This window comes from Georgenia sp. Z1344 (genome assembly GCF_049856295.1).
In the GTDB taxonomy this organism is placed as follows: Bacteria; Actinomycetota; Actinomycetes; order Actinomycetales; family Actinomycetaceae; genus JB111.
Genome location: NZ_JBNDMZ010000006.1, coordinates 99,971 through 126,491 on the forward strand (window position 1 = coordinate 99,971; position 26,521 = coordinate 126,491).

Annotated in this window: 31 protein-coding genes, 1 tRNA gene and 1 other RNA gene; 13 read left to right on the forward strand and 20 right to left on the reverse strand. The window is 71.3% G+C overall.

Going from position 1 to position 26,521, the window contains the following annotated elements:
• Positions 1-46: 46 nt before the first annotated feature.
• The 6 genes from ACPYO6_RS07990 (at position 47) to ACPYO6_RS08015 (ending at position 7,481) form a co-directional block, all read left to right on the forward strand.
• Positions 47-1,384 carry an MFS transporter gene (locus ACPYO6_RS07990; RefSeq protein WP_425714328.1) on the forward strand — a complete coding sequence of 446 codons (1,338 nt, stop codon included), beginning with the start codon at positions 47-49 and terminating at the stop codon, positions 1,382-1,384.
• A 30-nt stretch (positions 1,385-1,414) separates the two neighbouring features.
• A complete protein-coding gene (locus tag ACPYO6_RS07995; protein WP_425714329.1) occupies positions 1,415-2,188 on the forward strand; it encodes an SDR family NAD(P)-dependent oxidoreductase in 774 nt (257 codons plus the stop codon).
• Entirely contained in the window at positions 2,185-3,555 is a 1,371-nt protein-coding gene (locus tag ACPYO6_RS08000) for an aldehyde dehydrogenase family protein (protein ID WP_425714330.1), read from the forward strand. Before ACPYO6_RS07995 ends, ACPYO6_RS08000 begins: the two co-directional genes overlap by 4 nt.
• A 262-nt stretch (positions 3,556-3,817) precedes the next feature.
• Positions 3,818-5,293 (forward strand): sodium:solute symporter family protein, encoded by a 1,476-nt coding sequence (locus ACPYO6_RS08005; protein WP_425714331.1) that lies wholly within the window; start codon positions 3,818-3,820, stop codon positions 5,291-5,293.
• Positions 5,294-5,323: 30 nt separating this feature from the next.
• Positions 5,324-6,250, forward strand: coding sequence for a LysR family transcriptional regulator (locus ACPYO6_RS08010; RefSeq protein WP_425714332.1), 927 nt, complete (start codon positions 5,324-5,326; stop codon positions 6,248-6,250).
• Positions 6,251-6,353: 103 nt separating this feature from the next.
• Complete coding sequence (locus tag ACPYO6_RS08015) at positions 6,354-7,481, forward strand: XdhC family protein (RefSeq protein WP_425714333.1); 1,128 nt, start codon at positions 6,354-6,356, stop codon at positions 7,479-7,481.
• A 108-nt stretch (positions 7,482-7,589) separates the two neighbouring features.
• Here ACPYO6_RS08015 and moaC read toward each other — a convergent pair whose 3' ends face one another.
• Genes moaC through moaA form a run of 6 tightly spaced genes read right to left on the reverse strand, consistent with a single transcriptional unit; the run spans position 7,590 to position 11,969 of the window.
• Positions 7,590-8,066: a cyclic pyranopterin monophosphate synthase MoaC gene (moaC, locus tag ACPYO6_RS08020; RefSeq protein WP_425714334.1), complete on the reverse strand. Its 477-nt coding sequence runs from the start codon at positions 8,064-8,066 to the stop codon at positions 7,590-7,592.
• Entirely contained in the window at positions 8,063-9,337 is a 1,275-nt protein-coding gene (glp, locus tag ACPYO6_RS08025; RefSeq protein WP_425714335.1) for a gephyrin-like molybdotransferase Glp, read from the reverse strand. Before glp ends, moaC begins: the two co-directional genes overlap by 4 nt.
• Positions 9,334-10,140, reverse strand: coding sequence for a HesA/MoeB/ThiF family protein (locus tag ACPYO6_RS08030; protein ID WP_425714336.1), 807 nt, complete (start codon positions 10,138-10,140; stop codon positions 9,334-9,336). Before ACPYO6_RS08030 ends, glp begins: the two co-directional genes overlap by 4 nt.
• Entirely contained in the window at positions 10,137-10,559 is a 423-nt protein-coding gene (locus ACPYO6_RS08035; RefSeq protein ID WP_425714337.1) for a molybdenum cofactor biosynthesis protein MoaE, read from the reverse strand. Before ACPYO6_RS08035 ends, ACPYO6_RS08030 begins: the two co-directional genes overlap by 4 nt.
• A gap of 2 nt (positions 10,560-10,561) precedes the next feature.
• Positions 10,562-10,846, reverse strand: a complete 285-nt coding sequence (locus ACPYO6_RS08040; protein WP_425714338.1) for a MoaD/ThiS family protein — start codon at positions 10,844-10,846, stop codon at positions 10,562-10,564.
• A 1-nt stretch (position 10,847) separates the two neighbouring features.
• Entirely contained in the window at positions 10,848-11,969 is a 1,122-nt protein-coding gene (gene moaA / locus ACPYO6_RS08045; protein WP_425714339.1) for a GTP 3',8-cyclase MoaA, read from the reverse strand.
• Between the two features lie 150 nt (positions 11,970-12,119).
• Between moaA and ACPYO6_RS08050 the strand changes: the two genes are divergently transcribed.
• The 3 genes from ACPYO6_RS08050 (at position 12,120) to ACPYO6_RS08060 (ending at position 13,175) form a co-directional block, all read left to right on the forward strand.
• Positions 12,120-12,320, forward strand: a complete 201-nt coding sequence (locus ACPYO6_RS08050; protein WP_425714340.1) for a hypothetical protein — start codon at positions 12,120-12,122, stop codon at positions 12,318-12,320.
• 211 nt (positions 12,321-12,531) lie between these two features.
• Entirely contained in the window at positions 12,532-12,873 is a 342-nt protein-coding gene (locus tag ACPYO6_RS08055; protein WP_425714341.1) for a DUF6907 domain-containing protein, read from the forward strand.
• Complete coding sequence (locus tag ACPYO6_RS08060; RefSeq protein WP_425714342.1) at positions 12,870-13,175, forward strand: hypothetical protein; 306 nt, start codon at positions 12,870-12,872, stop codon at positions 13,173-13,175. Before ACPYO6_RS08055 ends, ACPYO6_RS08060 begins: the two co-directional genes overlap by 4 nt.
• A gap of 392 nt (positions 13,176-13,567) precedes the next feature.
• On the opposite strand, the gene ACPYO6_RS08065 is transcribed toward ACPYO6_RS08060, so the two are convergent.
• The 14 genes from ACPYO6_RS08065 to ACPYO6_RS08130 form a co-directional block, all read right to left on the reverse strand.
• Positions 13,568-13,810: a hypothetical protein gene (locus ACPYO6_RS08065; protein ID WP_425714343.1), complete on the reverse strand. Its 243-nt coding sequence runs from the start codon at positions 13,808-13,810 to the stop codon at positions 13,568-13,570.
• A gap of 549 nt (positions 13,811-14,359) precedes the next feature.
• On the reverse strand, positions 14,360-14,617 hold the full coding sequence (locus ACPYO6_RS08070; protein ID WP_425714344.1) for a hypothetical protein: 258 nt from the start codon (positions 14,615-14,617) through the stop codon (positions 14,360-14,362).
• A gap of 1 nt (position 14,618) precedes the next feature.
• Complete coding sequence (locus tag ACPYO6_RS08075) at positions 14,619-14,840, reverse strand: hypothetical protein (RefSeq protein ID WP_425714345.1); 222 nt, start codon at positions 14,838-14,840, stop codon at positions 14,619-14,621.
• Positions 14,837-15,187, reverse strand: coding sequence for a terminase (locus ACPYO6_RS08080; protein ID WP_425714346.1), 351 nt, complete (start codon positions 15,185-15,187; stop codon positions 14,837-14,839). Before ACPYO6_RS08080 ends, ACPYO6_RS08075 begins: the two co-directional genes overlap by 4 nt.
• Before the next feature lie 219 nt (positions 15,188-15,406).
• Complete coding sequence (locus tag ACPYO6_RS08085; protein WP_425714347.1) at positions 15,407-15,691, reverse strand: HNH endonuclease; 285 nt, start codon at positions 15,689-15,691, stop codon at positions 15,407-15,409.
• Positions 15,692-15,956: 265 nt separating this feature from the next.
• A complete protein-coding gene (locus ACPYO6_RS08090; protein ID WP_425714348.1) occupies positions 15,957-16,175 on the reverse strand; it encodes a hypothetical protein in 219 nt (72 codons plus the stop codon).
• A gap of 12 nt (positions 16,176-16,187) precedes the next feature.
• The gene (locus ACPYO6_RS08095) at positions 16,188-17,120 is read right to left on the reverse strand and encodes a hypothetical protein (protein ID WP_425714349.1); all 933 of its coding nucleotides are present in this window, start codon (positions 17,118-17,120) and stop codon (positions 16,188-16,190) included.
• 199 nt (positions 17,121-17,319) lie between these two features.
• Complete coding sequence (locus ACPYO6_RS08100; protein ID WP_425714350.1) at positions 17,320-18,735, reverse strand: DUF3631 domain-containing protein; 1,416 nt, start codon at positions 18,733-18,735, stop codon at positions 17,320-17,322.
• A complete protein-coding gene (locus ACPYO6_RS08105) occupies positions 18,732-18,992 on the reverse strand; it encodes a hypothetical protein (RefSeq protein ID WP_425714351.1) in 261 nt (86 codons plus the stop codon). Before ACPYO6_RS08105 ends, ACPYO6_RS08100 begins: the two co-directional genes overlap by 4 nt.
• Positions 18,989-19,330, reverse strand: a complete 342-nt coding sequence (locus ACPYO6_RS08110) for a hypothetical protein (protein WP_425714352.1) — start codon at positions 19,328-19,330, stop codon at positions 18,989-18,991. Before ACPYO6_RS08110 ends, ACPYO6_RS08105 begins: the two co-directional genes overlap by 4 nt.
• Entirely contained in the window at positions 19,314-19,529 is a 216-nt protein-coding gene (locus ACPYO6_RS08115) for a helix-turn-helix domain-containing protein (protein ID WP_425714353.1), read from the reverse strand. The genes ACPYO6_RS08110 and ACPYO6_RS08115 overlap by 17 nt, the downstream gene beginning before the upstream one ends.
• A 76-nt stretch (positions 19,530-19,605) precedes the next feature.
• Complete coding sequence (locus tag ACPYO6_RS08120; protein WP_425714354.1) at positions 19,606-19,848, reverse strand: hypothetical protein; 243 nt, start codon at positions 19,846-19,848, stop codon at positions 19,606-19,608.
• A 206-nt stretch (positions 19,849-20,054) separates the two neighbouring features.
• Entirely contained in the window at positions 20,055-21,224 is a 1,170-nt protein-coding gene (locus ACPYO6_RS08125) for a tyrosine-type recombinase/integrase (protein ID WP_425714355.1), read from the reverse strand.
• A gap of 159 nt (positions 21,225-21,383) precedes the next feature.
• Positions 21,384-21,468, reverse strand: a tRNA-Ser gene (locus tag ACPYO6_RS08130).
• 129 nt (positions 21,469-21,597) lie between these two features.
• On the opposite strand from ACPYO6_RS08130, the gene ffs reads away from it, so the two are divergent.
• From ffs to ACPYO6_RS08150, 4 genes are all read left to right on the forward strand, one after another.
• Positions 21,598-21,694, forward strand: an RNA gene (gene ffs, locus ACPYO6_RS08135) — signal recognition particle sRNA small type.
• A 124-nt stretch (positions 21,695-21,818) separates the two neighbouring features.
• A complete protein-coding gene (locus tag ACPYO6_RS08140) occupies positions 21,819-25,010 on the forward strand; it encodes a DNA polymerase III subunit gamma and tau (protein ID WP_425714356.1) in 3,192 nt (1,063 codons plus the stop codon).
• Positions 25,011-25,019: 9 nt separating this feature from the next.
• Positions 25,020-25,619 (forward strand): recombination mediator RecR, encoded by a 600-nt coding sequence (recR, locus tag ACPYO6_RS08145; protein ID WP_425714357.1) that lies wholly within the window; start codon positions 25,020-25,022, stop codon positions 25,617-25,619.
• Between the two features lie 9 nt (positions 25,620-25,628).
• Entirely contained in the window at positions 25,629-26,414 is a 786-nt protein-coding gene (locus ACPYO6_RS08150; RefSeq protein ID WP_425714358.1) for a TSUP family transporter, read from the forward strand.
• Positions 26,415-26,521: the final 107 nt, after the last annotated feature.

Below are 26,521 nucleotides of genomic sequence, written 5' to 3' on the forward strand. Positions count from 1 at the left end.
ACACCACGCACGTCAACTGCATCTATTGGCACCAAAGGTGGTCTCGATGAACAGCACGACACACTCGTCGGCACAGGCCGGTACCGGGCGCAGCCCGCTCGCCGCAGCCTTTGCCTCGGTCATGGGGTGGGCGTTCGACCTCTTCGACCTCTTCATCCTGCTCTACGTCGCCGGACCGGTCGGCGCGCAGATCTTCCCGGTCGAGAGCGAGACGCTCAGTCTCGCCCTCGTCTTCGTGTCCTTCGCCGTCAGTATCGTCATGCGCCCAGGTGGCGCAGCCGTGTTCGGCGGCTGGGCGGACAAGGTCGGCCGCAAGCGGATCATGGTCCTCGTCCTGGCCGGCGTGGGCCTCTCGACCGCGGCGATGGGACTCATCCCGTCCTACGCCACCATCGGCCTCGTCGCACCGATCATCTTCCTCGTCCTGCGCGTCATCCAGGGCATCTTTGTCGGCGGTGTGACCGCCGTGACGCACACCCTCGGCACCGAGAGCGTCCCGCCGAAGTACCGCGGCATGATGTCCGGGCTCATCGGCGGCGGTGGCGCCGGTCTCGGCGCAGCTATGGCGAGCGTGGCCTTCATCGTCATCAGTGCCATCTTTCCGGGTGACGAGTTCATTGAGACCGGCTGGCGCTACATGTTCTTCACTGGTCTTCTCGGGGCGATCCTCAGCCTCTTCGTGCTCCGCAAGGTCGAGGAGTCACCGATTTGGCTGGCTGCCAAGGAGGCGAAGGCCTCGGGCAAGGTCGCGACGAAGCCGCTCAGCTTCAAGGATCTCGTAACCGGGAGGTACGGCAAGATCACCCTGCTCAACATTGCCGTCGCTGCCGGTGCGGGCGCCCAGTACTACCTCACCTCTGGCTTCCTGCCCACCTACCTCGACGTCGTCACGCCGGTGGAGGCCGACACGCGTGGATGGGTGCTCCTCGCCGCCAGCCTCATCGTGGTTGTCGCTGCCACCGGGGCGGGCCACCTGAGCGAGAACTTCGGCCGGCGCCGCACCATGATCGTCATCGGCGCCATCAACCTCGTCGCCCTGCCGCTCATCCTCTGGATTATCTCCGAGACGGACCCGAGCTCAACCGTGGCGATCCTCCTGTGGTGCTGCCTCCTCGCGGCCATCGCGAACGCCGCATATGCACCGGTGATGATCTTCCTCAACGAGCGCTACCCGACCGAGATCCGTTCCCGCGGCACTGCGGTGTCGTGGAACACCGGATTCATGCTCGGCGGCCTGCTGCCCACCTTCGTCACGCTCCTGAGTCCTGAGACGAGCGACATCCCGTCCCGACTCATGATCTTCGTTGCCGCCTCCGTGCTCGTCTTCATCATCGCGGTCGTGCGCAGCCCGGAGACTCGCGGAGCCATCGAGACCAGCGACTGACCGACATCCTCGAGAAGCAAGGAGTACATCATGGGAGACAGCTACGAGGGCCGATCGGTCCTGCTCACCGGAGTCGCCGGCGACATTGGACGGACCTATCTGACCGAGCTCGTCCGCGCGGGCGCCAACGTTGTGGCCACCGACCTGAAGAGCACGGCTGACACTGCCGAGGCGGCCGTCGCCGAGGCCAACGGCCTCGGCGCGGGACAGGCGGTGTTCGTGCCCGCCGACATCACCGTTGCGGCGGACATGGACGCGGCGGTCCGAACGGCGACGGAGCAGTTTGGCCGGCTCGACTCACTGATCAACAATGCTGCGATCTACCACGGGCTCGGCCCGAAGCGGCCGCTCGTGGAGCTCACCGACAAGGATTGGGAGCTTGTGCTCCGAGTCAACGTGGTCGGCACGTGGCAGGCCATCCGGTCCGCAGCCCCGGCTCTTGCGGACGGGGGAGGAGGCCGGATCGTCAACGTCGCCTCTGTCGTCACCCGCAACGGTGCTGCCGGATTCGCCCACTACGTGGCCTCCAAGGCAGCCGTCGAGGGTCTGACCCGTGCTGCGGCGCGGGAACTGGGCGCTGCGGGTACCACGGTCAACGCCGTCTCGCCGGGTCTGGTCGACGACACGGGGTCGCGTGCGGTCAACACGGACGAGTACATGCAGCGCGTGGCATCGACCCGCTCGATCCAGCGGGCAATGCTGCCCGATGACCTCGTGAGTGCCGTCATGTGGCTCGCCGGCCCGGACTCGGGATTCGTCTCCGGCCAGACGGTCATCGTCGACGGCGGTGGGGTGTTCGCATGACCTCGGTCCTCCTGCCGGTCGAGCAGACCGAGGTGGAGATTCCCGGAGACGCGACGCCGGCCGAGATCGACGAGGCCGTCGCCGCCTCCGTCGCCGCCGGCCGAGGCGCATGGGCACGGGACCACAAGGCGCGTGCGGCCGCGATGCACGCGTGGGCGGACCGGATCGAGGCGGAGCGGGACGACCTGGTCGACCAGCTGATCCGGGAGACCGGGAAGATCGCCGCCGAGGCCGGTGCCGAGGTGGCCGGCAGCATCGATTCGCTGCGGTTCAACGCGGGACTGTGCCGTCTGCCGCTGGGGCGTGCGGGATCGCTGTGGGACGGTAGCGAGTCCCACCTCGTGCGCGAGCCCGTCGGGCCAACGGTCTTCATCACGCCGTGGAACTGGCCCGTCCTGCTCCTGCTCCGGGACATCGCACCAGCGTTCGCCGCAGGGGTCACCGCTCTCGTCAAGCCCAGCCCGCAGACCTTTCACGTCACCGAGCGGATCGTCCGGCTCGGTCACGAGTCCGGTATCGATCGGGACGTCCTCCAGTGCCTCCCGGGCGGTGCCGAGGTCGGATCGGCGCTCGTCCGCCACCCCGGCACCGCTGCCGTAGCCATCACCGGTTCGACCGGTGCCGGTCAGGCGGTCCTTCGCGATGCCGCCGAGACGATGACCCGGCCACTGCTCGAGCTCGGAGGCAAGGCCGCGATGCTCGTACTCCCGGACGGGGACCTGGACCAGGCGCTGGCGTTGGCGGCACGCAACTCGGTGACGACTGCGGGACAGATGTGCATGGCATGTACCCGTGTGCTCGTCCACGAGGACCAGATCGGTGAGGTGTCTCAGCGGCTCACCGAGCTTGTGAGCGGTCTGACGGTCGGCGACCCCCGGGACCCGTCCGCGGACCTCGGCCCGCTCATCTCGCAGGCCGCGTTCGAGAAAGTCGAGTCGTACGTCGACATAGCTCGGCGTGACGCGACCGTCGTCGTCGGCGGGGAGCAGGTCCACCCCGACGGTGCTGCCGGGTACTTCCTCTCCCCGTCACTCGTCACCGATGTCGATCCGGCTTCCGTGCTCGTCCAAGACGACATCTTCGGCCCGGTCCTCCTGCTCGAGTCGTACCGCGACGAGGCGAGTGCGCTGGAATTGGTCAACGCCACACCGTTCGGGCTCGCCGCCTCGGTGTGGAGCCGCGACGCCGGACACGCGCTCGCCGTTGCGCGTGGCGTCAAGGCAGGCACCGTGTGGATCAACGGGTACAACCGTTCCTACGCGGAGACACCGTCCGGCGGGTACGGGATGTCCGGCCTCGGCCGCACCCGTGGCGTCGAGGGCATCGAGCAGTTCACGGAGGTCAAGCACGTCCACATATCCCTGTAGTCCGTGTCCAGGTGCCCGGTCTTTCCGACCGGGCACCTGGAACTCGTTCTCACACGGATGATCAGTCCACCGAGAATTCACCAGAATGTGGGCGATCGCGATTCCGGCAATTGCGTGCGGAAAGGTATCACGGATCGTGATGATCTGGATCGCCAATGGGTATTGGATTACCGGAACCGGTGCCCGTAACGTCCTCATCACCTGAAATGCATGGACGACGGGGCCAGCGTGGGTCCCGCGAGTCTAACGACGGGATGTTCGGATGAGTTTTCAAACTGCTGTTCTTGGCGTCACCGGAATTTATCTGGCGGTCACCGTGGTGATCAGTTTTGCGGTGCGTCGGTCATCGAAGGATGCAGAGGGATTCACTACGGGCGGAAAGACGTTTCCGGCCATTCTGATCGGTCTTCTCATGGCCTCGGAGTTCATTGGTACGAGCGCCAGCATGGGGACCGCCCAGGGGGCCTACGAGTACGGGATCTCGGCTGCCTGGAACCTTGTAGCGCTGGGTATCGGGTTCGTCCTGTTCTCGTTCTTCCTCGCGCACAAGTACAAGTCGCTGGGGCAGAACACCATCTCGGGCGTGCTCAAGCACGGGTACGGAGAGCGCGTTCGGTTGGCCACGTCGATCATCATGATCGTGGCCCTTGGCACCGTGGCCGTTGCCGTGTTCGCCGGTGGTAGTGCGGTCTTCACGAGCCTGCTCGATGTCGACCGCACGACTGCCACGGTTGTGACCGCAGGTCTTGCCGTCCTGTACGTGGCGGTGGGAGGTATGCGGTCGGTCGTCTACACGAACGTCGTGCACGCGCTCGTCATGCTGACGGGCATCGTGCTGGCGGCGGTCCTTCCGTTGCGGCGCGTGGGGGGCCTCGCAGAGCTTCGAGCGCAGCTGCCTGACCAGTTCTTCGACGTCACCGGGGTGGGCCTGGGGCAGATCGTCGCCTGGATGATCGCCGGTGCCGGGGCAACCTTCGCCACGCAGTACATCATTCAGGCGATCGCCTCGGTGGGGGACGAGAAGAAGGCGAAGTGGTCGAGCGTCTACTCGTCCCTCATGCTCATTCCCTACGGCATCTGCGCGGCCATCGCCGGCATGTGCGCGCGCGTCCTCTTCCCGGAGATCGACTCGTTGCAGGCGCTGCCGGAACTCGTCGTCAACATGCACGCGCTGACGGCAGGGATCGTCATCTCGGGACTGGTTGCCGCGCTGCTCGGCACCATCAGCGCGATCACACTCGCGATCTCGACCCTCCTGCTGAAGGACTTCTACCGACCGTTCCTCAACCGGGACGAGGACCCGCGCAAGGACGTGGTCTTCATCCGCGTCGCCACTGTCGTCGTGGGCATCGTGCCCATGATCCTTGCGCTCTACGCCAGCGATGTCCTCGCGGTCACGTTCCTGGGGAAGGCGCTTCGCTCGGCCCTCGCCGTTCTCGTCCTGCTCATGTTCTACGCACCCCGCTTCGGGAGCCGAAACGGTGCGCTCGTCAGCATCGTGGGCGCGCTGATCGCGACGGTGGGCTGGTTCCTGGCGGGCAACCCTTTCGGTGTCGACAACGCCTATGTCGCCATCGCTGTCCCTCTTGTCGTCATGACTGTGGCGGAGATCGGCTCCCGCATGCGGCGAGGCGGTGACTCGGTCGCCGACGGCCCGCGCAGCGAGGCGAGCTTCGGGGGTGGTGGCGGTTCGGTCGAAGCTGAGCGAGAGTCCTCCGCGCCTCGCGCTACCTCATAGGTACCGCCCGGAAAGGGGGCCGACAACGTTGTGGAGCTGCGACAGCTGAAGTACTTCACGTGCCTGGTGCGCGAGGGAACCGTGACCCGTGCGGCCCAACGCCTGGGCATCGTTCAGCCCGCGCTGTCGGCGCAGATCGCGAAGCTCGAGCACGAACTGGGTCACGACCTGTTCGAGCGTACCCCTCGAGGGATGGTCCCCACCCTCGAGGGGCGCCGGGCGTACAACACGTTCGCTCCGCTGCTCGACCAGTTCGATGCGGCGCGCGAACTTGTGTCGACGCCGGTGAGTGCCGAGACAGAGGTTCTGCGCATCGGTGTGATCTCAGGTGCAACGGACCGGGCTCTGCTCGGTGCCGTCGAGGCATTCGTCCCCGACCACCCGCATGTTCTCCTCCAGATCGTTCCGGGCTTCAGCGCCGATCTCGTTACGCGGCTCCGGGCGGGCGAGTTCGACACAGTGATCATCAACGAGTCGTTCCGGTACGACGGGCTCGTCGGCCGCGAACTCGTCGATGAGGAACTGTGCCTCGTGGCCGGTGAGGGAGCGCCGCCCCCGGTAGCCGATCCCATCCCGCTCCCGTGGCTCGCGAGCGCACCTCTTGTTGTCCCATCGGGCAGGCATGGGCTGCGTCGGATCGTCGACAGTGTGCTCGGACCACGGGGCCTCGCGCTTCGACCGCTCATCGAGATCGATGACCTCGGGCTCATACTCGATCTGATCGAAAAGCTCCCGTTGTGCGGGATTCTGCCGTTGAGCCGGATCAACGCGGACAGTGGAGTGCGCCGCTATCGCCTGACACCGCCCATCATGCGGCGAATCGTCGGGGTCCGTGACCCGGCGCGGCCGCCCACCGACGCCGAGAACGAGTTCGTCGATCTGCTGGCCACGAGCTTGCGCCGCCTGGGCGGCAGCGAGAGCGACGCCACCGGTGAGGCCCACACGTCATCGGACTGACTCGACGGCGGTTTCACTTCCTGCAACCATCCGGTTCGGATGGTCTGTTAGGTAGGATGTGTTGCCCAGGGCTACCTGTCGTGGCCGACAGAAGGAGAGCGCGATGAAGGACATCCTCGACGCCGTGCGCGGCTGGGACGAGCCGTACGCGATCGCCACCGTCATCGACACGTGGCGGTCGTCGCCGCGGCCTGCCGGTGCGTCGATGGCGGTGCACGCGGACGGTCGTGTCGTCGGCAGCGTGTCCGGGGGCTGCGTCGAGGGCGACCTCTACCTGCGTTGCCAGGAGGCGCTCGAGACCGGGGTCGCCGAGGTGGTCCGGTACGGGGTGAGCGACGACGAGGCGTTCGCCGTCGGGCTCACGTGCGGGGGCGAGCTCGAGGTCCTCGTGCGCCGGGTGGACCCGTCCGACGATGTCGTTGCCCGTCTTGCCGAGGCGGTCGATGCGCGGACACCCGCCGTCGTCGCCACCGTGGTCGACGGCCAGCGGCCGGGGACCACGATGCTCATGGTCGACGGTGAGCGGCACGGATCGACGGGGAACTACTTCCTCGACAGGGCGATCGTCAGCGACGCGCTCGGCCTCCTGCAGAACGGTGCCACCCGCACGATCCACCTGGGACGGGACGGCGAGGGGCGCAAAGGGGACGTCACGGTGTTCGTCGAGTCCTACGCACCACCGCCCCGGATGATCGTCTTCGGCGCGATCGACTTCGCCGGCGCGCTTGCCCGGCTCGGCACCTTCCTCGGCTACCGCGTGACCGTCTGCGACGCCCGGCCGGTGTTCGCCACCCGCGCACGCTTCCCCGACGCCGACGAGGTCGTGTGCGCCTGGCCGCACGACTACCTGGCCTCGGCCACCGGCCTCGACGAGCGCACGGTGCTCTGCGTCCTCACGCACGACCCGAAGTTCGACGTCCCCGTCCTCCTCGAGGCGCTCGGGACCGACGCCGCCTACATCGGGGTGATGGGAAGCCGGCGTACCCACGAGGACCGCAACGCCCGGTTGCGCGAGCACGGCGTGACCGAGGGCCAGCTCGCCAGGCTGCGGTCGCCGATCGGGCTCGACCTCGGCGCGCGCACGCCCGAGGAGACCGCGGTCTCGATCGGCGCGGAGATCGTCGCCGCACGGTGGGGCGGCAGCGGCCTGCCGCTGGGCGAGCTGAGCACGCCGATCCACGGTCCGGCCGAAGTCCCGGTGCGAAGCCGGGTGCGGGCTGCAGCGTCCTGACGGGAGTCGCCCGAGCACACGGCCTCGCGCGGGCCTCAGCCTCCGCGTCGTTCGCCCGCCGCGCGCGGGGCCTGAGCCCCGCCGGCGTGGCCCGGCCTCGGGCGCGGATCAGCCCTCGGGCCGCACCCAGTCCCCGGACCGCCCGCCGGACTTGGCCACGATCATCGCGTCCCGGATGGCCACCGTGCGGTCGATTCCCTTGAGCATGTCGACCACGGTGAGTGCGGCGACGGTCGCGGCGGTGAGCGCCTCCATCTCGACGCCGGTTCGGTCGGCCGTCCGGACGGTCGCGCGGATCGCCACCCGGTCCTCCTCGAGGGAGAGCTCGACGCTCGCGCCGTGCACGCCGATGACGTGCGCGAGGGGCAGCAGCTCGGGGGTCTTCTTGGCCCCCTGGATGCCGGCGATGCGCGCGACGGCCAGCACGTCGCCCTTGGGGACGCCACCGGCGCGAAGCGCGGCCATCGTCTCCGGGGCGCAGGTCACCGAGGCGTCGGCGGTCGCCTCGCGCACGGTCGGGGTCTTGGCGGTGACGTCGACCATGTAGGCCGTGCCGTCCGCGCGCAGGTGGGTCAGCTCGCTCATGCGCCCCATCCTCGGACACCGAACGCCTCGAGGCGGTCACCCGTCCGCACGCCGTCCACCTCGGCGGGCACGATCGCGAGCGCGTCGGCCAGGGCGAGGGTGGCGGCGAAGTGCGACTTGGCGCCCTGCGGGTGCGGCGGCTCGGCGAGGATCTCCCCGTCCTCCCCGCGGGAGAGGACCACCGGGGCGTACTGGCGCCGGCCCGGGGGCGTCGGCCAGTCGCGGCCGGCCACGACCTCGAACGTCCGCCGGTCCGGGTCCGCGCCGGTGAGCACCGCGAGGAGCGGGCGGACGAGCACGTGGAAGGTGACGAACACGCTGACGGGGTTGCCGGGCAGCGCGACCACCGGGACGCGCCGTCCGGTGGAGTCGGCCACCGTCCCGAAGCCCTGCGGCTTGCCGGGCTGCATCGCGACCCCGAGGAAGTCGATGCCGCGAGTCTCGAGGCTCTGCCGCACCACCTCGTGGGCGCCGGCCGAGACGCCCCCGGCGGTGACGACGAGGTCGACCTCGGGCAGCGATGCATCGAGGGTGGCGAGGAAGGCGTCGACGTCGTCCCGGCTGCGCCCGTGCACGGTCGTCCCGCCCGCCTCGGCGACGAGCCCCGCGAGGAGGAGCGAGTTCGAGTCGGGGATGTGGCCCTCGCCGGGGATCTCGCCCGGGGCGACGAGCTCGTCCCCGGTCGTGACCACAAGGACCCGCGGCCGGCGCGCCACGGTCAGGCTGCTGTGCCCCACCGATGCCGCGGCGGCGACCTGGGCCGGGCCGAGCAGGGTGCCGGCGGTGAGGACCTGGTCGCCCACGGCCACGTCCTCCCCGCGGTGGCGGAGGTACACGCCGGCGACCGGCCGCTCGTACAGGCGGACGCGCGCGGGGGCGGGCCCGGGCCCGGGGGAGTGGTCGGTGGCCTCCACGGGGACCACGGCGTCGGCCCCCTCGGGGATCGGCGCGCCGGTCATGATGCGCTGCGCCGTCCCGGGTGCGAGCGGGGCGCCGACCGCGCCGGCCGCGACGTCGCCGTCGACGGGGAGCGAGAGATCGTCGTCGGGCAGGTCCGCGAGGTCCGCCGCGCGCACGGCGAACCCGTCCATCGAGGAGTTGGTGAACGGGGGGACCGGAGCGAGCGCCTCGACGTCGGCGGCCAGCACGCGGCCGCGCGCCTCGCCGAGCGGCACCCGTTCGAGGGTGCGCTCCGGCTGGGCGGCGACGACCCCGCGCGCCGTGTCGAGGATGCGGCCGAGGTGGGTCTCGACGTCGACGAGCGGGCTCATGCGTCCTCCCGAGGGACCGCGTACTCGAGCTGGTCGATCTGCTGCGTGCGCGCGTCCCCGACGAGCACCCGTCCGAAGAGCGGCGACCCGGTCCCGACGATGAGCTTGACGGCCTCGACGGCTTGGGTGGAGGCGACCTGCCCGACGACGGGGCCGAGCACGCCGATCTCGTGGGAGGTCTGCACGGTGCCGGCCGCCGGCGCCTCGGCGTGCAGGTCGCGCAGGCCGAGCGGCCGCCACGGGGCGGGCGGCGCCGTCCAGAACACCGACGCCTGCCAGATCATCGCCATCACGCTCGCCCACACGAGCGGCTTCCCGTTCGCGGCGCACCAGTCGCCGACCAGGTACTTCGTGGCGAAGACGTCGGAGCACTCCATGACGAGGTCGATGTCGTCGCGCAGCGCGTCGAGGGACTCGGGTGTCGCCGGCCCCATCGGCACGATCTCGATCTCGGAGTTGAGTGCCCGCAGCGCCGCGGCGGCCGAGTCGGCCTTGAGGGTGCCGACGGTGGCCTCGGTGTGGATGAACTGCCGCTGGAGGTTGTTGAGCTCGACCTCGTCGGCGTCGGAGACGTAGATCGTGCCCACGCCCATCGCCGCCAGGTAGAACAGGACGGGCGACCCCAGACCGCCGGTCCCGACGACGAGGACCCGCGCCGCCGCGAGCCGCTGCTGCCCGCGCTCGCCGTAGCCCTCGACGAGCAGCGAGCGCCGGTGCCGGTCGTACGCGCCGGCCGGCAGGGGCTGAAGCGGTCGGCCGAGCGGGATCTCGAGCGACGGCAGCGGGGCGGGGGCGGGGCTCACGGGAGGGCGCTCCATTCGGTGGATCCGTCGGTGAAGGCCTGGTGCTTCCAGATCGGCACGCGGGACTTGATCTGCTCGATCAGCTCGGCCAGGGCGGCGAACGTCTCGGCGCGGTGCTCACCCGCGACGGCGGCGATCAGCGCGTGGTCCCCGATCGCGAGGTCGCCCACCCGGTGCTGCGCGCCGACGGCGTGGATGCCGGGCCGGTCGAGGAACTCGTCGACGACCTCCGCGAGGAACCGTGCCGCGTCGGGGTGGGAACTGTAGGCGATGCCGGTGACGCCGCGGCCGCCGTCGTGGTCGCGGACCACGCCGGAGAACGACGCGACGGCGCCGCAGCGGTCGTCCGCGCACGCCTCGGTCAGGGCCGTCGGGTCGAGCGGGGTGTCGAGGACGTCGGCGGCGACGCGTCTCGCCACGCTCAGCCGCCCGCGAACGGGGGGAGGCAGTCGACCGTCGCGCCCGCGGGCACCTCGGCGGAGCCCTCGGTGCGGCGGCCGTCCAAGAGCCAGGTCGCGACGTCGAGGACCTTGGTCAGGCGCTCGTCGGCGGTCTCGCGCAGCGCGGCGACGACCGTGTCGACGGTCGCGCCGGCGGGGACCTCGACCGTGGTGGTGCCCGTGCCGGCCGCCTCCGCGGCGCCGGCGAAGAACCGGACGGTGGTCGTGAGGGTTGTCGTCGTCGTGGGCGTGGCCTCTGTGGTCACGTCAGCCTCCAATGGCGGACATCGTGCGGGACGGGGCGGCGAAGGAGTCGTCGGTGCCGAAGCCGTGGGCGCGCGGCTTGCCCCACATGGCCTCCTGCCAGCGGCGCGAGACGGCGGCGTCGTCGGAACCGTCGCGCAGGAGGCCGCGCAGGTCGGTCTCCTCCGTGGCGAACAGGCAGGAGCGGACCTGGCCGTCGGCGGTGATGCGGGTGCGGGTGCAGGCCGCGCAGAACGGCTCGCTCACCGATGCGACGAGGCCGACCGTCCCGTCCGGCAGGCCCGGCGCCGTGACGTCCTCGACCTCGGCGGGGGCGGAACCACGGGGGCCGGGCCGCTGGGTGAGGGTGAACCCGGCGTCCGTCAGGGCGTCGCGCAGGTCCTGGGCGGTGACGACCTCTCCGCGCTTCCACGACTCCCGCGGGCCGATCGGCATGTACTCGATGAATCGCAGCTGATAGCCGCGTTCGAGGCAGAAGCGCAGGAGCTCGGGCGCGTCCTCGCGGTAGGAGCCGGCCTGGGGGACGGCGTTGATCTTCACCGGTCGGATCCCCACGCGGTCGACGGCGTCGAGCGACCTCAGGGCGTCGTGCAGCCGGTCGCGGCGGGCGGCCGCGGCGTACCTCTCGCGGTCGAGGGAGTCGATCGAGATGTTGACGCGGTCGAGGCCGGCGTCGACGAGCGAGTCGATGCGCTTGTCCAGGCCGAGGGCGTTGGTCGTCAGCGCGATGTCCGGCTTGTTCCCGTCGTGGTCCCGCAGCGCCGCGGTGCCCGCGATGATGTGCTCGAGGCCCCGCCGCAGCAGCGGCTCACCGCCGGTGAAACGGACCGTGCGCACCCCCAGGTCGCGCACGGCGATGGTGACGAGGCGGACCACCTCCTCGTCCGTCAGCACGTCCGGCGTGGGGAGCCAGTCGAGGCCCTCGGCCGGCATGCAGTACGTGCAGCGCAGGTTGCAGCGGTCCGTCAGTGAGACCCGCAGGTCGGTCGCGCGGCGGCCGAACCGGTCGGGCAGGCCGCGGGCGCCGGCCGGCAGCGGCGTGCCGGGCGTGGTGCCACGGTCTGCGGCCGACGGCACCGTCGGGACCGGCAGGAGGACGGGCGCCTGCGAGGACTGGGCGGTCATTTCGCCTCCCTCGACGACGACGGACTTCCAGCGTGTGGAGCAACGGCCAATCTATCAACTGCGACCAGCGCGAACAGTGGGGTGCCGCACAGTGACCGGGTCGTGGACGCGGGTCGACGACAGGTCCAGGCTCGGGCAACGGTGGGCCGCATGACCAGGACCAACGTCACCCGGTTCGCGGTGTTCACTGCGCTGATGATCGCCTGCCAGCTGCTGGGTGCGTGGCTCTTCCCCGACCGCTGGACGGGGGCGACGAACCCGTGGGTGATCGTCGGATTCTCGCTGATCGCCGGGGTCGTCTACGTCCTCGTGATGGCGCTGCTCGATCGGCGGGCGCGGGCGCGGAGGTAGCTGGACAGGTCGGCGGCGGGATCGGGTGAAGCTGGGCGGAGCCGCCCAGAAACGAGTTGAGCCGCCCCGCCGATCGTGATCGGCGGGGCGGCTCAGGTCCGTCGGCGGAGGATGGGGGATTCTCCGGCCAACCATTCGTGACCTGCGACAACGCAGGTTCGTGAAGTGCTGTCCTACTCCGGTCCCGAACCTCTCGGAGGGGACCAAGACCATGCCGACCACCACGACCCGCCCGAAAGTCCCGCCGATCGTCTGCCAGCCCTGGTGTCGCGACGGCGACGGGCACGGCGACGAGAGCGGCATCGACGATCAGCGGTGTCAGACGGAGTCGACGAACGTCGTCAGCAGTCTCACGCCGCGATGGGATGCCGGCGGCACCTGGTACGACACCGAGCTCGAGGTCTTCGCGATCTCCGGGCCGCGCGTGCACCCGGCAGTCGTGCTCTACAGCACCTGTGGCGACTTCGAGTGGCACCTCACGGCCTCCGAGGCTCGGACGATTGCGACGGCGCTGCGGGAGCGCGCGGACGCTCTCGAGGGGAGGGACCGATGAGCGTCACGACGTCGATCCCGACGCACCGACCCTGGTGCGACTCCGAGGCGTGCACGACCGACGACGGGGTGTGGACGATCCACCGGTCCACGCCCGTCAGGCTCTCCTACCGCGGAGGGTCCCTCGAGGGGTACGTCTCCGACGTCGAGAACCACGACGGTCACGAGCCCGACGAGCCGGTCGGCGTGTGGCTCGAGGGCGGCGCACAGGACGTCATCACGGCCGCGCAGGCGCGCGAGATCGGGATCGCCCTGCTCGCGCTCGCCCAGCGGGCCGAGGACGCCGTCGCAGCGGGCCGCTGAGGGTCGCCCAGGGGCGTCGGGACTGCCGACATCCCTGGGCCTCCCTGAGCGGCTCACAGCGAGTCTCTCGGCGCGTTCCTGCCCTCCCCGCGCGAACTCAGGAGGGTCCGGTCAATCAGCTGCACGAACGGCGTGCGGCCTCACCTGCTCAGGGCCCGAGCGGGTGTCACGGCGAAGCTCGCTCCCGATTCGGGGGCGGGCCGCTCGTCGTGGCCCGACGCGGTAGGGGTGCTGGTCCGTGGGCAAGTTCGGGGGTGACCCGAAGGGTCGGGGGATGCTCAGGGCGAAGAGTGCCCGCAGGGCTCCGCGCCGTTCGGTGACCGACTCTGTGGTGCCGCCGGCCTCCGAGCCTCGCGTTATTCACGGATCCGTTAATAGCGATCCCGAACCCGTCACGGCCAGGTCGTCGGTGACGGCTCTCCGAGGATGTCGAGGACGCGGTCGATCGCCTCACGGCTGCGGGCCAGGTCGTGGTACTCCCGCTCGGACAGCGCCGCCCGGTTGCGCGGCAAGCGCTCGTCGCCCGCGAGCCGCTCGAGCCGCTCGACGACCCGGCGGAGGTCGTAGCTCGCATCGTGGAACGCATCCGGCAGCGGCCTGCGCCGACGCTTGGGCTTCTCTCCCTCGAGGCGCACCCGGTACGCCTGCGTGCGACAGCGGCCCGAGCAGTACCGCGCATCGGCCCGAACAGGATCGAACTCATCCCCACAAACGTCACACGTCACTGGCATGTGACAGATAGTGCCACGGCCCTGCATCCGTCACAAGGGAACACGCCGTGACGGATAGAGTCGGAAGCGTGGTCAAGGACGGTGCCCGCCAGGTTGATCGCGTTGCGCCACGTGCTCCCGCTATTACCGGATTCGGTAATAGCGACACTGCCGCGCTTCCAGCGCCCGCTCTCCCGACGCCCCGCGTCGCTCAGCACGAGCGCGGTGGACATCGCGCGGGAGCCGGTGGAGGGCGGTACGGTCCCGAGCATGGCCGACTCGATGACTACTGCCGAGAAAAAGAACTACAGGCCCGAGCCCTGCGCGGTGTGCGGTTCCCGAGTCGTGGTCGTGGGATGGAACGACGTGTCGAGCTTGGCCGACGCCGGCGGTCACTGGCTGCCCAAGCGGAAGTGCACGAACAGGGCGTGCCGCTCCAACGCTGGGATGATGACCGATCCGCGGCCGTAGCGGTCACCGCTCGGGAGGCAGGCCGAAGTGTTCGGTGACGCCGCGGTGCAGGGCGCGCCTCTCGTGCAGCTGTCGGGTCATCACGGTCCGGTAGAACATGTCCAGCCGGCCGGCGGGCCATCCGTGCTCAGCGTCGAACTCCTCGAGGGAGGAGCGCCAGGCATCGAACCGGTCCCGCCACGAGCGGCCCGCCCAGTCCGCGGGGTCGAAGACGAGCAACCGGGCAGGGACCCCGCCGATGTCACGTCGCTTGCGTCGCACGTCAGATCTCCCTCGGGTCGAACGGGCCGTCGGGGATCTGGTCGATCGTCAGACCCTCGGCGGCCTCCTCGCCGACCTCGTCCTGCCACGCCGCCCGAGCGTCGAGCCACTGAGCGAACCGGCGGTACGGGGTCGCGGCCGTCCAGTCCTCGTCTCGGAACTCGACCAGGTGCGCCGGCGCGACCGGGACGAGGCCGCGCTCGGCCCTGGTGCGGCGCCTCACCGTCCCACGCTCATCGAGGCCGGACGGACCCCGGAGCGCTGCTGCGGGAGCCGGCCCACGCTCTGGTCGTCGTCCAGCGGGATGCGCAGCGACGCGATCAGCTTCGCCAGGGTGACGCGCTGCTGACGGGCCTCGACGAGAGCCGGGTGCGCGCGCAGGCCCTGTGGTGACACGTTGGTGACGCCGTCCTCGCGCACGATGCGCTCGAGCTCGGCCAGGGCGTCGACCGTGCGGGCCGCCTCGAGCAGCACGCTCAGCTCGTGCTCACCGAGCTCGAACTCCTCGGCGACGGACTTCCAGAGCTTGCGGCCGGGGGCCTTGAGGCCGGCAGGTGTGCGGTGTTCCATGTCATTTCCTCTCGTCAGGGTCGGATATAGGTCGAATCACTCAGGTCGTGGGCAGGTATGTGTCCTATGCCTCGGAGAAGCGAAAGGGTCTGGGAGCGGGTCCCTTCCCCAGGGCCCTCTGAGGTCGTCGCCCTCCGGCGGTCTCGGTCGTCGAGGTGCTTGAGGTCCGCGGCCGCGACCACGTCGAGGTCCGCGTCGACTCACTGCCGGCCGTGCCGATCACGGCGTCGTCCCTGGCCTGCTGAGCGAACCTGAGCGCTTGATGATGTCCGCGTGCGGCTTAGCGCCCTTGGCGCGGTTACAAGCACGATGGCTGGGCTTCTTGTTGCTCAGGGCGTCGCTGCCGCCGCGGGCGAGCGGGATCACGTGGTCGACGACGAAGCTGCCGGGGTCGTAGGTCGGCAGGGAGTAGTCGATCTCGCCGCCGCAGATGTGGCAGGGTCCGCCGGCGCGGCGCAGGATCGCGCGTGCTCTGTCTCTGACTGTGGTGTTACGGCGAACCATGAGCACTTCTCCTTGGTTGGTGAGCAGTGTCGTTGACGCTGAACGCTGTGACCGCTGCGAACTCGAGCGAACTGCTGCGACCTGCGCTGTCGTGGTGGGCGCCGGGGATGCTGGCGGGGCCGGGGCCTGCTGGTGGCCCGGGGTGGCTGGCGGGGCCGGCGGTGTCGTCGGGGGTGGCTGGTGGCCCGGGGGCCTCCTGAGGGTCGGGGGTGGGCCTCGCGCGCGGCCGGTGCGTCTCTCGACCAGCGGGGGTGCGCGCGGGGGTCTAGCTGTAGTCGTCCTCGGGGTCGGGGTCGGGGTCGTGTCGGACGTACCTGGCGAAGACGCTCACCAGGGCCCACGCGACTTCGGCGGGCCCGTTCGGGCCGGCGTCCATCGCTTTGGCGACGGTGGCGAAGATGGCTTCCTCGTCGCCGATCTGGTCGCTGAGTGTGGCGATGAGCGCGAGGGCCCGATCGTTGCTCTCCGCGTTGACGGTGGTCATGGTTGGCGCTCCCTACTTCCAGTTGTCGAGGACCAGCGGGCGGATCCGGTTGTGACCGACGCGGCCGGCGAGGGCGCGGCCGAGCGCGTCGGGGTCCTCGATGCTGGGAGCGTTGGGGTCGAGCCGGTTGGAGCGGCGGGGGTGCCGGCCCTCGGCGATCGCCTGCTGAGTGGCCCTCTCGCGGTCGTGGAGGTCCTCGCGTCGCTCGGCGGCGACCCGTGCGCGACGCTCGGTGAACTCTGCCGGGGTGGCGAGCTCGAGCGCGTGGCCGGCGCGGATCAGGACGTCCGGGGTCGGCCGGTTCCCGAGGGCGTCGAGGTCGGCGAGGGTGAGGTCGGCGAGGATCAGCGGCTCGTCACTGGCGACCACCTGGGCGTTGCCGGTGGACCGGGCGAGGAGCTTCCAGGTGTCGGTGAGCCGGCTCGCGATGTTGAGGGCAGCCCGGGCCTTGGCCCACAGCGCCATCCGGTCCGGGTTGAGCGCGGACGCAGACTGGATGTCGGTGAAGCTCACGCGCTCGTCGATCTCGGCGATCGCCTTGGTCAGGTCCTCGGAGATCCCGGCGACGATCCCCCGCCACATCTTGACGAGCTCCGGGGTGTGCTGCTTGAGGAGCGCGGCCTCCCGCTCGAGGCGGATCTGCTTCATGAGGCCGTCCATGTCGACCTGCTTGCGGAGCTGGGTCAGCGCGCTGAGCCGGAGCACCTCAGGGTCCTCGGTCAGGCTCCGACCCCCGGCGACGGCGGCCCTGATGGCTCTGCCGAGGTCGTCGGGCCCGGGGGTGGCGCTCTTGGTGGCGTCGTCCATGTGCGCGGCGAGGTCGGCCAGGCCGGTGGTGATGGCCTTGGGCACGGTGGTGCCGGTTTCCTTGGCGAGCCGCTGCGTGCCCTGGATGGCGGCGCGGACGACGGCGAGGTCGCCGCGGGCGATGGCGTGGTCAGTCATGGGATTTCCTTCCGGTTGGTCCGACGCCGGTCGGCGACGGAGGTCTGTGGTGCGGGGATCAGGCGGACGGCGTCGCATCCGGCGCAGCGGGCGACGGACAGGCCGGGCAGCGCACGGGAGTGCGTGACGTGCCAGCCGGGTAGCGGGCACCCGTGCCGGTGCTGGACGCCGTCGTGGGCGACCTCGGGGCGCGTCGCGCTCATGCCGCCCTCCCGGTGTCGCAGGACGGGTGTGTGCCGGTGCCGTCGTCGAACGCGAGGGCGGTCCCGCAGACCGAGCAGGTGGTCGAACCGGGTGCCGCCGGTTCCGACGCTTCCGCCGGTGCCTCCGGTTTGATGGGAGGGGTAGTGGCGGAGACCGGCGGACCGGCGGAACGTGACGTCAGAGCCTCGGCAGCGGCCCCGAACTGGTCGCGTCGGTACCCGCGTGGGCTGTCCTTCACTGCGATGTCCTCGCGCGTGCTGCGGATGCCGTAGCCACTGCTGAGCATGCGTCCGAGTCGCTGAGCGGTCAGGGCCTTGCCGTAGCTCGAGCTGTCGCCCCACATGTCGGGGTGCCAGGCGACCAGGGAGTCGACGAGCTCGGTCGTGCGCCAGAACTTCTCCCCCTCGGGCCAGCCCTGGACGATGTGACGCAGCAGCAGGACAGCGGGCTTCTCCACGGCGAGTCCTTCCTCTCGATCTCGGCGGACCTGTTCGACGTCCTCGGCGGCGAGCTCGCGCACGGTCTCGAGCCACCGGCCGCCGGCGGCGTTGGCGACCCGGGCGAGCGGGAGCCACTTCTCTCGGAACCGGCCCACGACGCCGGGCGGGAGCTCGGGGCGCTCGGTGACGTTGGCCGTCACGCCCCACCGGAACAGGCGGTCGCCGAGGTCACGAGCCTCGTCGTCCTTGAGCTCCCAGTCCGATTCCTCGGCCTGTCCGCGCCAGTCCGGCAGGAGCAGCACGCGCACGATCCGGGTCCGGGTGTCGTCGGGCAGCTGGGGCTGGTTGCCGGCCATCGCGACGGGGGCGAACGTCGAGAACTCCTTGGCCTCCCAGCTGCCGCCCTTGACCGGGACGAGCGTCGGCCGGGTGCCGCCGACCTTGTATCCCGAGTTGAGGATCGCGACGATCTCCCCGACGCCGTCCCTCTTCGGGTCGAGCGTCCGGTCGACCTCGTCGAGCAGGACCGTGCGCGGGTCCTCCCCGACCACCCTGGCGAGCAGCGCCGGCGACGAGAGCGACGACGCCTGGATGGGCCGGTACGTGAGCCGCTCGAGGTGCTCCAGGACGGTCGTCTTCCCGGACTCGGGCACCGGAGAGTCGATCTGGAGTCGCGGAGTCGTGTAGAGCCTCGGGGCGACGTGAGTGTGTGCGGCCCACAGGGTCAGCACGTCAAGGTCTCCGGGCTGCATCACGACGATGTGCCGGGCGAGCCACGCCCGCACCTCGTCGAGCAGGGCTCCGCCGGTCTCCGCCGCTTCACCCCCCACCCCCTCATATGAACCGGAGGGAGCGGCGGAACGTGCGGAAGCGGCGGACGTCGACGCGACCTCGAACGGGTCTTCACCGCCGGGGACGTCCTCCGCTGCCGGCTTGTCGAACAGCTCGTAGATGCTCTTCTGCTCGCTCACGAGATCCCCCGATCCGCGAGCAACGCCCGCTGACGAGCCGCACGTTCGTGCTCACCACGACGCTCGGCGGCGAGCGCGAACGGGCCCCGGTCGGCAGCACCTCGAGCTGACGCGACCGCGACCCGCTGGATCGCTGCGAGCTCGGCCTCCTCGAGACGACGACCGACCTCGACCCCGGCCACGTAGCCGGCTTCGAACCACTCGAGCGCGATGGTCTGCGCGCGCGGGGCCATCGCCCACAGGTCTGGCGAGATCACCGAACCACCGCCTCGGGCACGATCCGAGACAGGACGATCCACGCCGCGTCGCCGCGCTCGTCCGCCCTGCGCACCGCGGCCTGCGCGGCCGGCAGATTGAACAGCACGCGCCGGCGGAACCTGTTGTTCTTCGGCGAGTAGAGGACGAGGACGAGCGCGTCGCTGACGTGCTCGACGACGTCGTGCTCGGAGATCGTCGGCAGGGGCGTGGCGGCCGGGCTGACGTCAGCCGCGTCGACTAGGCTTGGGATCGGTTGGTCTGCTTCGCAGTTCTCTCGCTCGCCCCCGGTTGTGCGGCCGGGGGCGGCGGCATGTCTGGGCTCAAGCAACGCGATCACCGCCGCGGTACGTGGTGACCGGCTTGAGCGCCTTCTCGAGGTCGTGAGGGCGGATGCGGATGTTCCGGCCGAATCTCACGGCCTTGAGCTCGCCGCGAGAGATCATCCGGCGGACGGTGTCTCTCGAGGTGCCGAGAATCTCGGCGGACCTCGGGATCGTCAGGAGCTCGTCGTGAAGTCCTGGGGTGGGGCGGGACATGAGAAATGCCTCCTGGGGACGCTGAAAGAGCGCCGTCCACTAGGAGGCATTACCGCGGTGGTGTCGCCACCGCTCGTCATACGCGGGTCAGGATACGCGCAAGGGTGTGCAGATTGATGCGCGACACGCCTTGAGTGCGCACGAGGTCGAGCGCGGTGTCGAGGGCCGACGACGTGGCCCGGACTGTTTCGGAGCAGTACCGGCACTCGAGCGACGTCTGATTGTGCGTCGGCCCAGGGGCGATTGCGGCCTGCCCGGGGAACAGTCCCTCGAGGAGTGGCCGCGCGGCCCGGTTGCGTTCATCGTCCTCGGAGAGCACCCACGTAGACGAGCTCGGCGCGTCAGCGAGGCCCGCGAGGTTCGGGCGCGCCGGTCCACTCGGCGTGTGGTTCACCATGACCCACCCGCTTTCGCGAGGGGCGAGCAGTCGCGCACTAACGTCGGCGGCCGGCGCGAACAGTGCCACGTTGGCTGTCTTCCCCGGGTGTTTTGGGGAGTCGCAGACGATCCACATTGCGGTCACCCTCATCGTCCGTCCCCGATCGTCGCGTTCAGCCGGTCCGTGAGCTCGCGGTCCCGCTGAGCGGTTGAGTGCTGGTAGCGCATCGCGGTCTCGATGTTCCGGTGCCGGCCGCGCCGCTTGAGGTCCTCGAGCGTCGCGCCGGCCTTCCCGTACTCGGTGAGGCCGGTGTGTCGTAGCGCGTGGAAGCGGAACCCGGGACGAACGGCATCCCGGGCGACCCTCCACGCGCGGTCGAACGCGGATTGTGAGATCGGAGCCCGCGAGTCTCGTGGGCTCGGCAGCAGCGGCGCGGTGGGGTCCGGCGCGACGAATCGCTCGACGTGCCGGGCGAGCTCGGGGACGACCGAGGCGGGGACCGCGACGGCTCCCACCGAACCGGACTTCGGCGCCGTGTAGCCGGGCGGGGTCGCCTTGGAGTTCCACTGCCGGCGCACGTGCAGCAGGGTCCTGGTCGGGTCGTCGAGGTGCTCGAAGTCGCGCCGCTGCAGCCCGAGCACCTCACCCTGGCGGAGTGCGCACCACGCGGCCAGCATCACGGCGATGCGCAGGTGCTCCGGCATCCCGGCCGCCATGGCACGGACGTCCGCAGGGGACGCGATGTCCTCGCCGTCGATGCGCTCGACCGTGCGGGCCTCCTTCGGGACGGACACTTGCACGGGCGACTCGGTGAGTCCGCCGGCCCGGGCGGCGACGGCGGCGCGGAACATTGCGCGGACCGTGCGCGCGACGTTCATCCACGGACCGCCGCGCGCCTTCACCTCGTCGATCAACTCGTCGATCTCCGCCGGCGTGATGCTGACGAGCTGGCGGCGTCCGAGCTTCTCGAGCACGTGGACCTTGAGGGTCGAGCGGTAGGACCTCAGAGTGCCCTCGGCCTTGTCGAGCGACTCGAGGCGCTTGAGCCAGTCCTCGGACCATTCCTTGACGGTGAGCGCGTTCAGGCGGGCCAGCTGCTCTTCGTCCCGGATCGTGCGGCGCTGCTCGGCGGGCGGGATGAACACCTGCCGGGCGATCTCGCTCCGAGCGATCTCGAGGGCAGCACGTGCGTCGCCGATCGTCCAGAACGAACCAATCGAGTACTGATGCCCGCGCCACGTAACGCGCGCGCGGAACATGCCGTCGGTGCGCCGGTCGATGCCCCGCGGCAGCTTCTTCGCCGGCTTGCTCGCCATGTGGTCCTCGCTCCGTCCTTGACGGCGTCCTGTCATAGTCCTAATATCCTGCCTATAGGTGCATACTAGTGCCTACTACTGACAACAGGACAGAGGGCCGGAAACGGCGGCGTGGCAACGAAAAACCCCGGACCCTTGCGGATCCGGGGCTTCTCCCTGCGGAGGATGGGGGATTCGAACCCCCGAGGGCTTGCACCCAACACGCTTTCCAAGCGTGCGCCATAGGCCACTAGGCGAATCCTCCTGGGCCGCGGGCCGGAGCTCGCGGTACCGAGGATCCAGCGTACCCGAGCCGACAGGCCCCCTCGCCCCCCTCGGGCGAGGGACGGGCCACAGTCCTCGGCGTCGGGCCCGACGGCTTGTAGACTGCCCGGCAGACCCCCCGTGCGGCGGCATCTCGCTGAACCCCCCCAGGGCCGGAAGGCAGCAAGGGTAGGCGGGCTCTACCGGGTGCGCGGGGGGTCCCTTCATGCCCGGACGCCTCTGCGACGACGCACGTACATCCCGGCTCCACAACCGCTCGGGCTGCACCTTCGTCCCCAGGTCCTCGCCGCGCGCCACGCGACGTCCCCGCCCCCGGTTAGGGTCGACCCCGTGACGACAGCCCTGTACCGCCGGTACCGCCCGGACACCTTCCAGGAGGTCGTGGGCCAGGAGCACGTCACGGAACCCCTGATGGCGGCGCTGCGCACCGGCCGCATCACGCACGCCTACCTGTTCTCCGGTCCGCGCGGCTGCGGCAAGACCACCTCGGCGCGCATCCTCGCGCGCTGCCTCAACTGCGCGCAGGGGCCGACCGACACCCCGTGCGGTGAGTGCGACTCGTGCGTCGAGCTCGCGCGCGGGGGACCGGGGTCGCTCGACGTCGTCGAGATCGACGCGGCCAGCCACAACGGCGTCGACGACGCCCGCGAGCTGCGCGAGCGCGCCTCGTACGCCCCGGTGCGGGACCGCTACAAGGTCTTCATCCTCGACGAGGCGCACATGGTCACCCCGCAGGGGTTCAACGCGCTGCTCAAGCTCGTCGAGGAACCGCCGGAGCACGTGAAGTTCGTGTTCGCCACGACGGAGCCCGAGAAGGTCATCGGGACCATCCGGTCGCGCACCCACCACTACCCGTTCCGGCTCGTCGGCCCCCGGGTCCTCACCGGCTACCTCGGTTCGCTCGCGCAGGCCGAGGGCGTCGAGGTCGCCGAGGGCGTGCTGCCGATGGTCGTGCGCGCGGGCGGGGGGTCCGTCCGGGACTCCCTGTCGGTGCTCGACCAGCTCGTCGCGGGCTCGTCCGGCGGCACCCTCGCGCTCGACCGCGCCTCCGCGCTGCTCGGATTCACCGACTCCGCGCTGCTCGACTCGGTCGTCGACGCCCTCGCCGACCGGGACGGAGCCGCGCTCTTCGACGTCGTGGACGACGTGGTGGCCACCGGCCACGACCCCCGGCGCTTCGTCGAGGACCTCCTCGAGCGCCTGCGCGACCTCGTCGTCCTGTCCGTCGCCGGCGAGCAGGCGGAGACCGTCCTGCGCGGCGTGCCCCAGGACCAGCTCACGCGCATGCAGGAGCAGGCCCAGCGGATGGGCCCCGCCCGCCTCAGCCGGTCGGCCGACCTCACCAACGCCGCGCTGTCCGAGATGACCGGCGCGACGAGCCCGCGCCTGCACCTCGAGCTGCTGTGCGCGCGGATCCTCCTGCCCGGTGTCGGGGACGCCGAGGCCGGCATCCTCGCGCGGGTCGAGACGGTCGAGCAGGCGCTCGCCTCCGGGGCAGTTCCCCCGCACGACGCCGGAGCCTCGCTCCCGCAGTCCTCTCGGGCCGGGGGGAGCGCACCTTCGGATCGACGCACGCCCGACGGCGGGCGCCCGTCCGACGGGTCCTCACCTGACGGACGCCCGACGGCGGGGCCTGGCGGCCCAGGTGGCGCGACGGGGGCGGAGGCATCGTCCGAGCACGGCGGCGCGCCGGCAGGCGGACCTGCGCCGGCCGAGCCGAGTCGCGCGCGGGAGGGCATCGGTGCGAATGCCGGTGGAGGCGCAGCGACCCCGGGCCGTGGCACGTCCGAGCCGCAGGCGGCCGCGCCCGCCGCACCGGACTGGCGCGACCTGCTCTCGCCCCCCGGAGCGAGCCGGCCGGCGCCGGACTCCGCGCCGGCGGCCGAGCAGCCTGTCCCGTCCACGCAGGAGCCGGCGCCCGCTCGACCCGACCCGTCGGCGCCCGAGCAGCAGACCGCGTCAGCTCCCCGACAGGTACCCGAGCAGTCGGCACCGCCGGCGCGCGAGGAGGAGCCCGCGTCGGTTCCGGGCCCGGCGCCCGGGCCGAACACCGACCAGGCCGGAGGGCGGCCTGCGCCCGGCACCTCCGCGACCGCCGGCGCCCCGGCTCCCGCCGAAGCGACCCCACCGGACGCCGGCGGGGCCGACGGCATCGGCCCCGATGCCGTGGCCGGACGCTGGTCCGAGGTCGTCGACGTGCTGGCCGGTCTACGCCGTGCCTCCTGGGCGCTCGTGTCCCAGAACGCGGTCGTCGGCGGCGTGACGGCCGACGAGGTGCGGCTCGACTTCCCGAGCGCCGGCCTGGCAGACGCGTTCCGCAACGGCGGGCACGCGGAGCCGGTCGAGGAGGCGCTGCGGCGCACCTTCGGCGTGCGACTCCGGGCGACCGCCGGCATCGCGGGAGCAGCTCCGGCCCCGGGTGGGGGAGCGGGTGGCCAGGGTGCCGGCGCGCGCGGTCGTTCGCCCCGGCCCGAGCGGCCCGTCGGCTCGCGCGGCAACGGGTCCGACGACGACCCCGGTCATCGCCGGCCGCAGGACGTCCCGACAGACGCGCCGGTCGCAGCTCCCGGCGTCCCGCTGACACCCGAGGGTGAGCCCGCCGCCGACCCGGACGGCGGCCCGTCCTCCGACGCCCACGCCGAGCCGAACGCCGACGGTGGTGCGTCCACGGACGCTCACGCCGAGCCGAACGCCGACGACGACCGTGTGGCCGACCCGACTGCCGACCCGACCGCCGGGCCGGCACCCGCCGCTCCCGCCCGCCCCGACCCGGCCCCGGCAGCCGCACGAGCGCCCGAGCCGGCCCCGGTCGGCCCGGACGGGTGGCCCGCCGTCGCCGTACCCGGGCGCGCCCTGCGCGCCGCTGCGGCCGAGGATCCGGGGCCGGGCGCTCCCTCCGTGGCAGCGGGTTCTGTCGCCCCTGACCCCGCCGCCATTCCTGGCGCCACTGTTCCGGCCGCGCCCGCACCCGCAACGACCTCCGCTGTCCCGCCCGCCGACCCGGCCTCGACCGTCACCTCCACCGGTCCCGTCGCGGCCCCGAGCCCCGACGAGGACGACCTCGCCGACCTGCCCGGCCCCGACATCACCACCGAGGACGGCTGGTCGGAGCCGGCCGGCGACCGCGCACCGGTGGACGAGGCCGTCGACGAGAGCTCCGTCGTCGGGCCGGACCACGGGGCCGACACCGAGGTCAGCGGCGCCGTCGCGCCGAACGACGACTACCCGCCGCCGGACGACCGTTACGCGCCCGAGGACGACGGCGCGGAGGCGCCCGTCGTCCTGCCCGGCCAGCGCCCGCTCGACGGGACCCCCGACCCCCACCCGGCGGGGCCCGGGCAGCCGCAGAGCCCGGGCGGGTTCGGCGTCCCGCGGGTCGACCCGGCGGACGACCAGCCCTCGCCGGACGACGAGGACGCCGAGCAGTCCGGGCTCATGGGCGTGGACCTGCTGATCTCCGCGTTCGGTGCGCGGATCCTCGAGAAGCGGTCGCCGAGCTCCGACGTCCCCCCGGGGACGTAGGCTGCCTGCGTGTACGACGGCGCTGTTCAGGATCTGATCGACGAGCTCGGGCAGCTGCCCGGGATCGGTCCGAAGTCTGCCCAGCGCATCGCGTTCCACGTGCTCGCGGCCGAGCCGGACGACATCGCCCGCCTCGCCACCGCGCTGGTCGAGGTCAAGGCCAAGGTCCGCTTCTGCGACGAGTGCGGGAACGTCGCCGAGGCCGAGCTGTGTCGCATCTGCGCCGACGAGCGCCGCACCTACGCGCTGCTCTGCGTGGTCGAGGAGCCCAAGGACGTCGTGGCCATCGAGCGCACCCGCGAGTTCCGGGGCCGCTACCACGTGCTCGGCGGCGTCATCGACCCGCTGCGCGGCATCGGGCCGAACGACCTGCGGATCGCCGACCTGCTCACACGTATCGGCAAGCACCCGGTCGAGGAGGTCATCCTCGCCATGGACCCGAACATCGAGGGCGAGGCCACGGCGACCTACCTCATCCGCCTGCTCGGCCAGCTCGAGATCCCCGTCTCGCGCCTCGCCGTCGGGCTCCCCGCCGGCGGCGACCTCGACTACGCCGACGAGGTCACCCTCGGCCGGTCGTTCGAGGGCCGCACGCGCATCTCCTCCTGATCGCCGGCCATGCCCGAGATCGACCTCACGGTCCTCCTCCTGCTGGTCCTCGCCGGGCTCGCCGCCGGCTGGGTCGACGCCGTCGTCGGCGGCGGCGGCCTCATCCAGCTTCCCGCCCTCCTCCTCGTGCCGGGCATGAGCCCGCTCGCGGCGGTGGCGACGAACAAGGTCGGCTCGATCATGGGCACGACCGTCAGCTCGATCACCTACTACCGCCGCGTCCACGTCGACCTGCGCACCGCCCTCCCGATGGCCGGGGCTGCCCTCCTCGCGGCGATCGGCGGCGCCGTCATCGCCTCCTCGATCCCCGAGCAGGCGTTCACGCCGATCATCCTCGCGGCGTGCGTGGCGGTCCTCGTCTACACCGTGGCGCGGCCGAACGTGGGCCGTGACAACGCGCTGCGGCTCACCGGCGCCCGCCACCTCGCGGCCGCCTGCGCGATCGGCGCCGTCATCGGCCTCTACGACGGGGTCATCGGTCCCGGCACCGGGTCGTTCCTCGTCATCAGCCTCGTCGGCCTGCTCGGCTACGCGTTCCTCCAGGCCTCGGGCATCGCGAAGATCGTCAACCTCGCGACGAACCTCGGCGCGCTCCTCTTCTTCGTCCCCGCCGGGCACGTGGTGTGGGCGGCCGGTCTCGCCGTCGGCGTCGGCAACCTCGCCGGCGGCTACCTCGGCGCGCGCATGGCGGTCGCGCGCGGATCGGGGTTCGTCCGGGTGGTGTTCGTCGTCGTCGTGTCGGTGCTCGTCCTGCGCCTCGGCTGGCAGATGGGGGACGAGCTCGGCTGGTGGTAGTCCGCAGGGAACCCGCGTGAGCCGTCGCTCAGGTCCGCGGACCGGGACCACCTGTCCACCTTCCGGGCATCCCCCTATCCTTGTCGGCACGACGGAGTCGGCGGTGC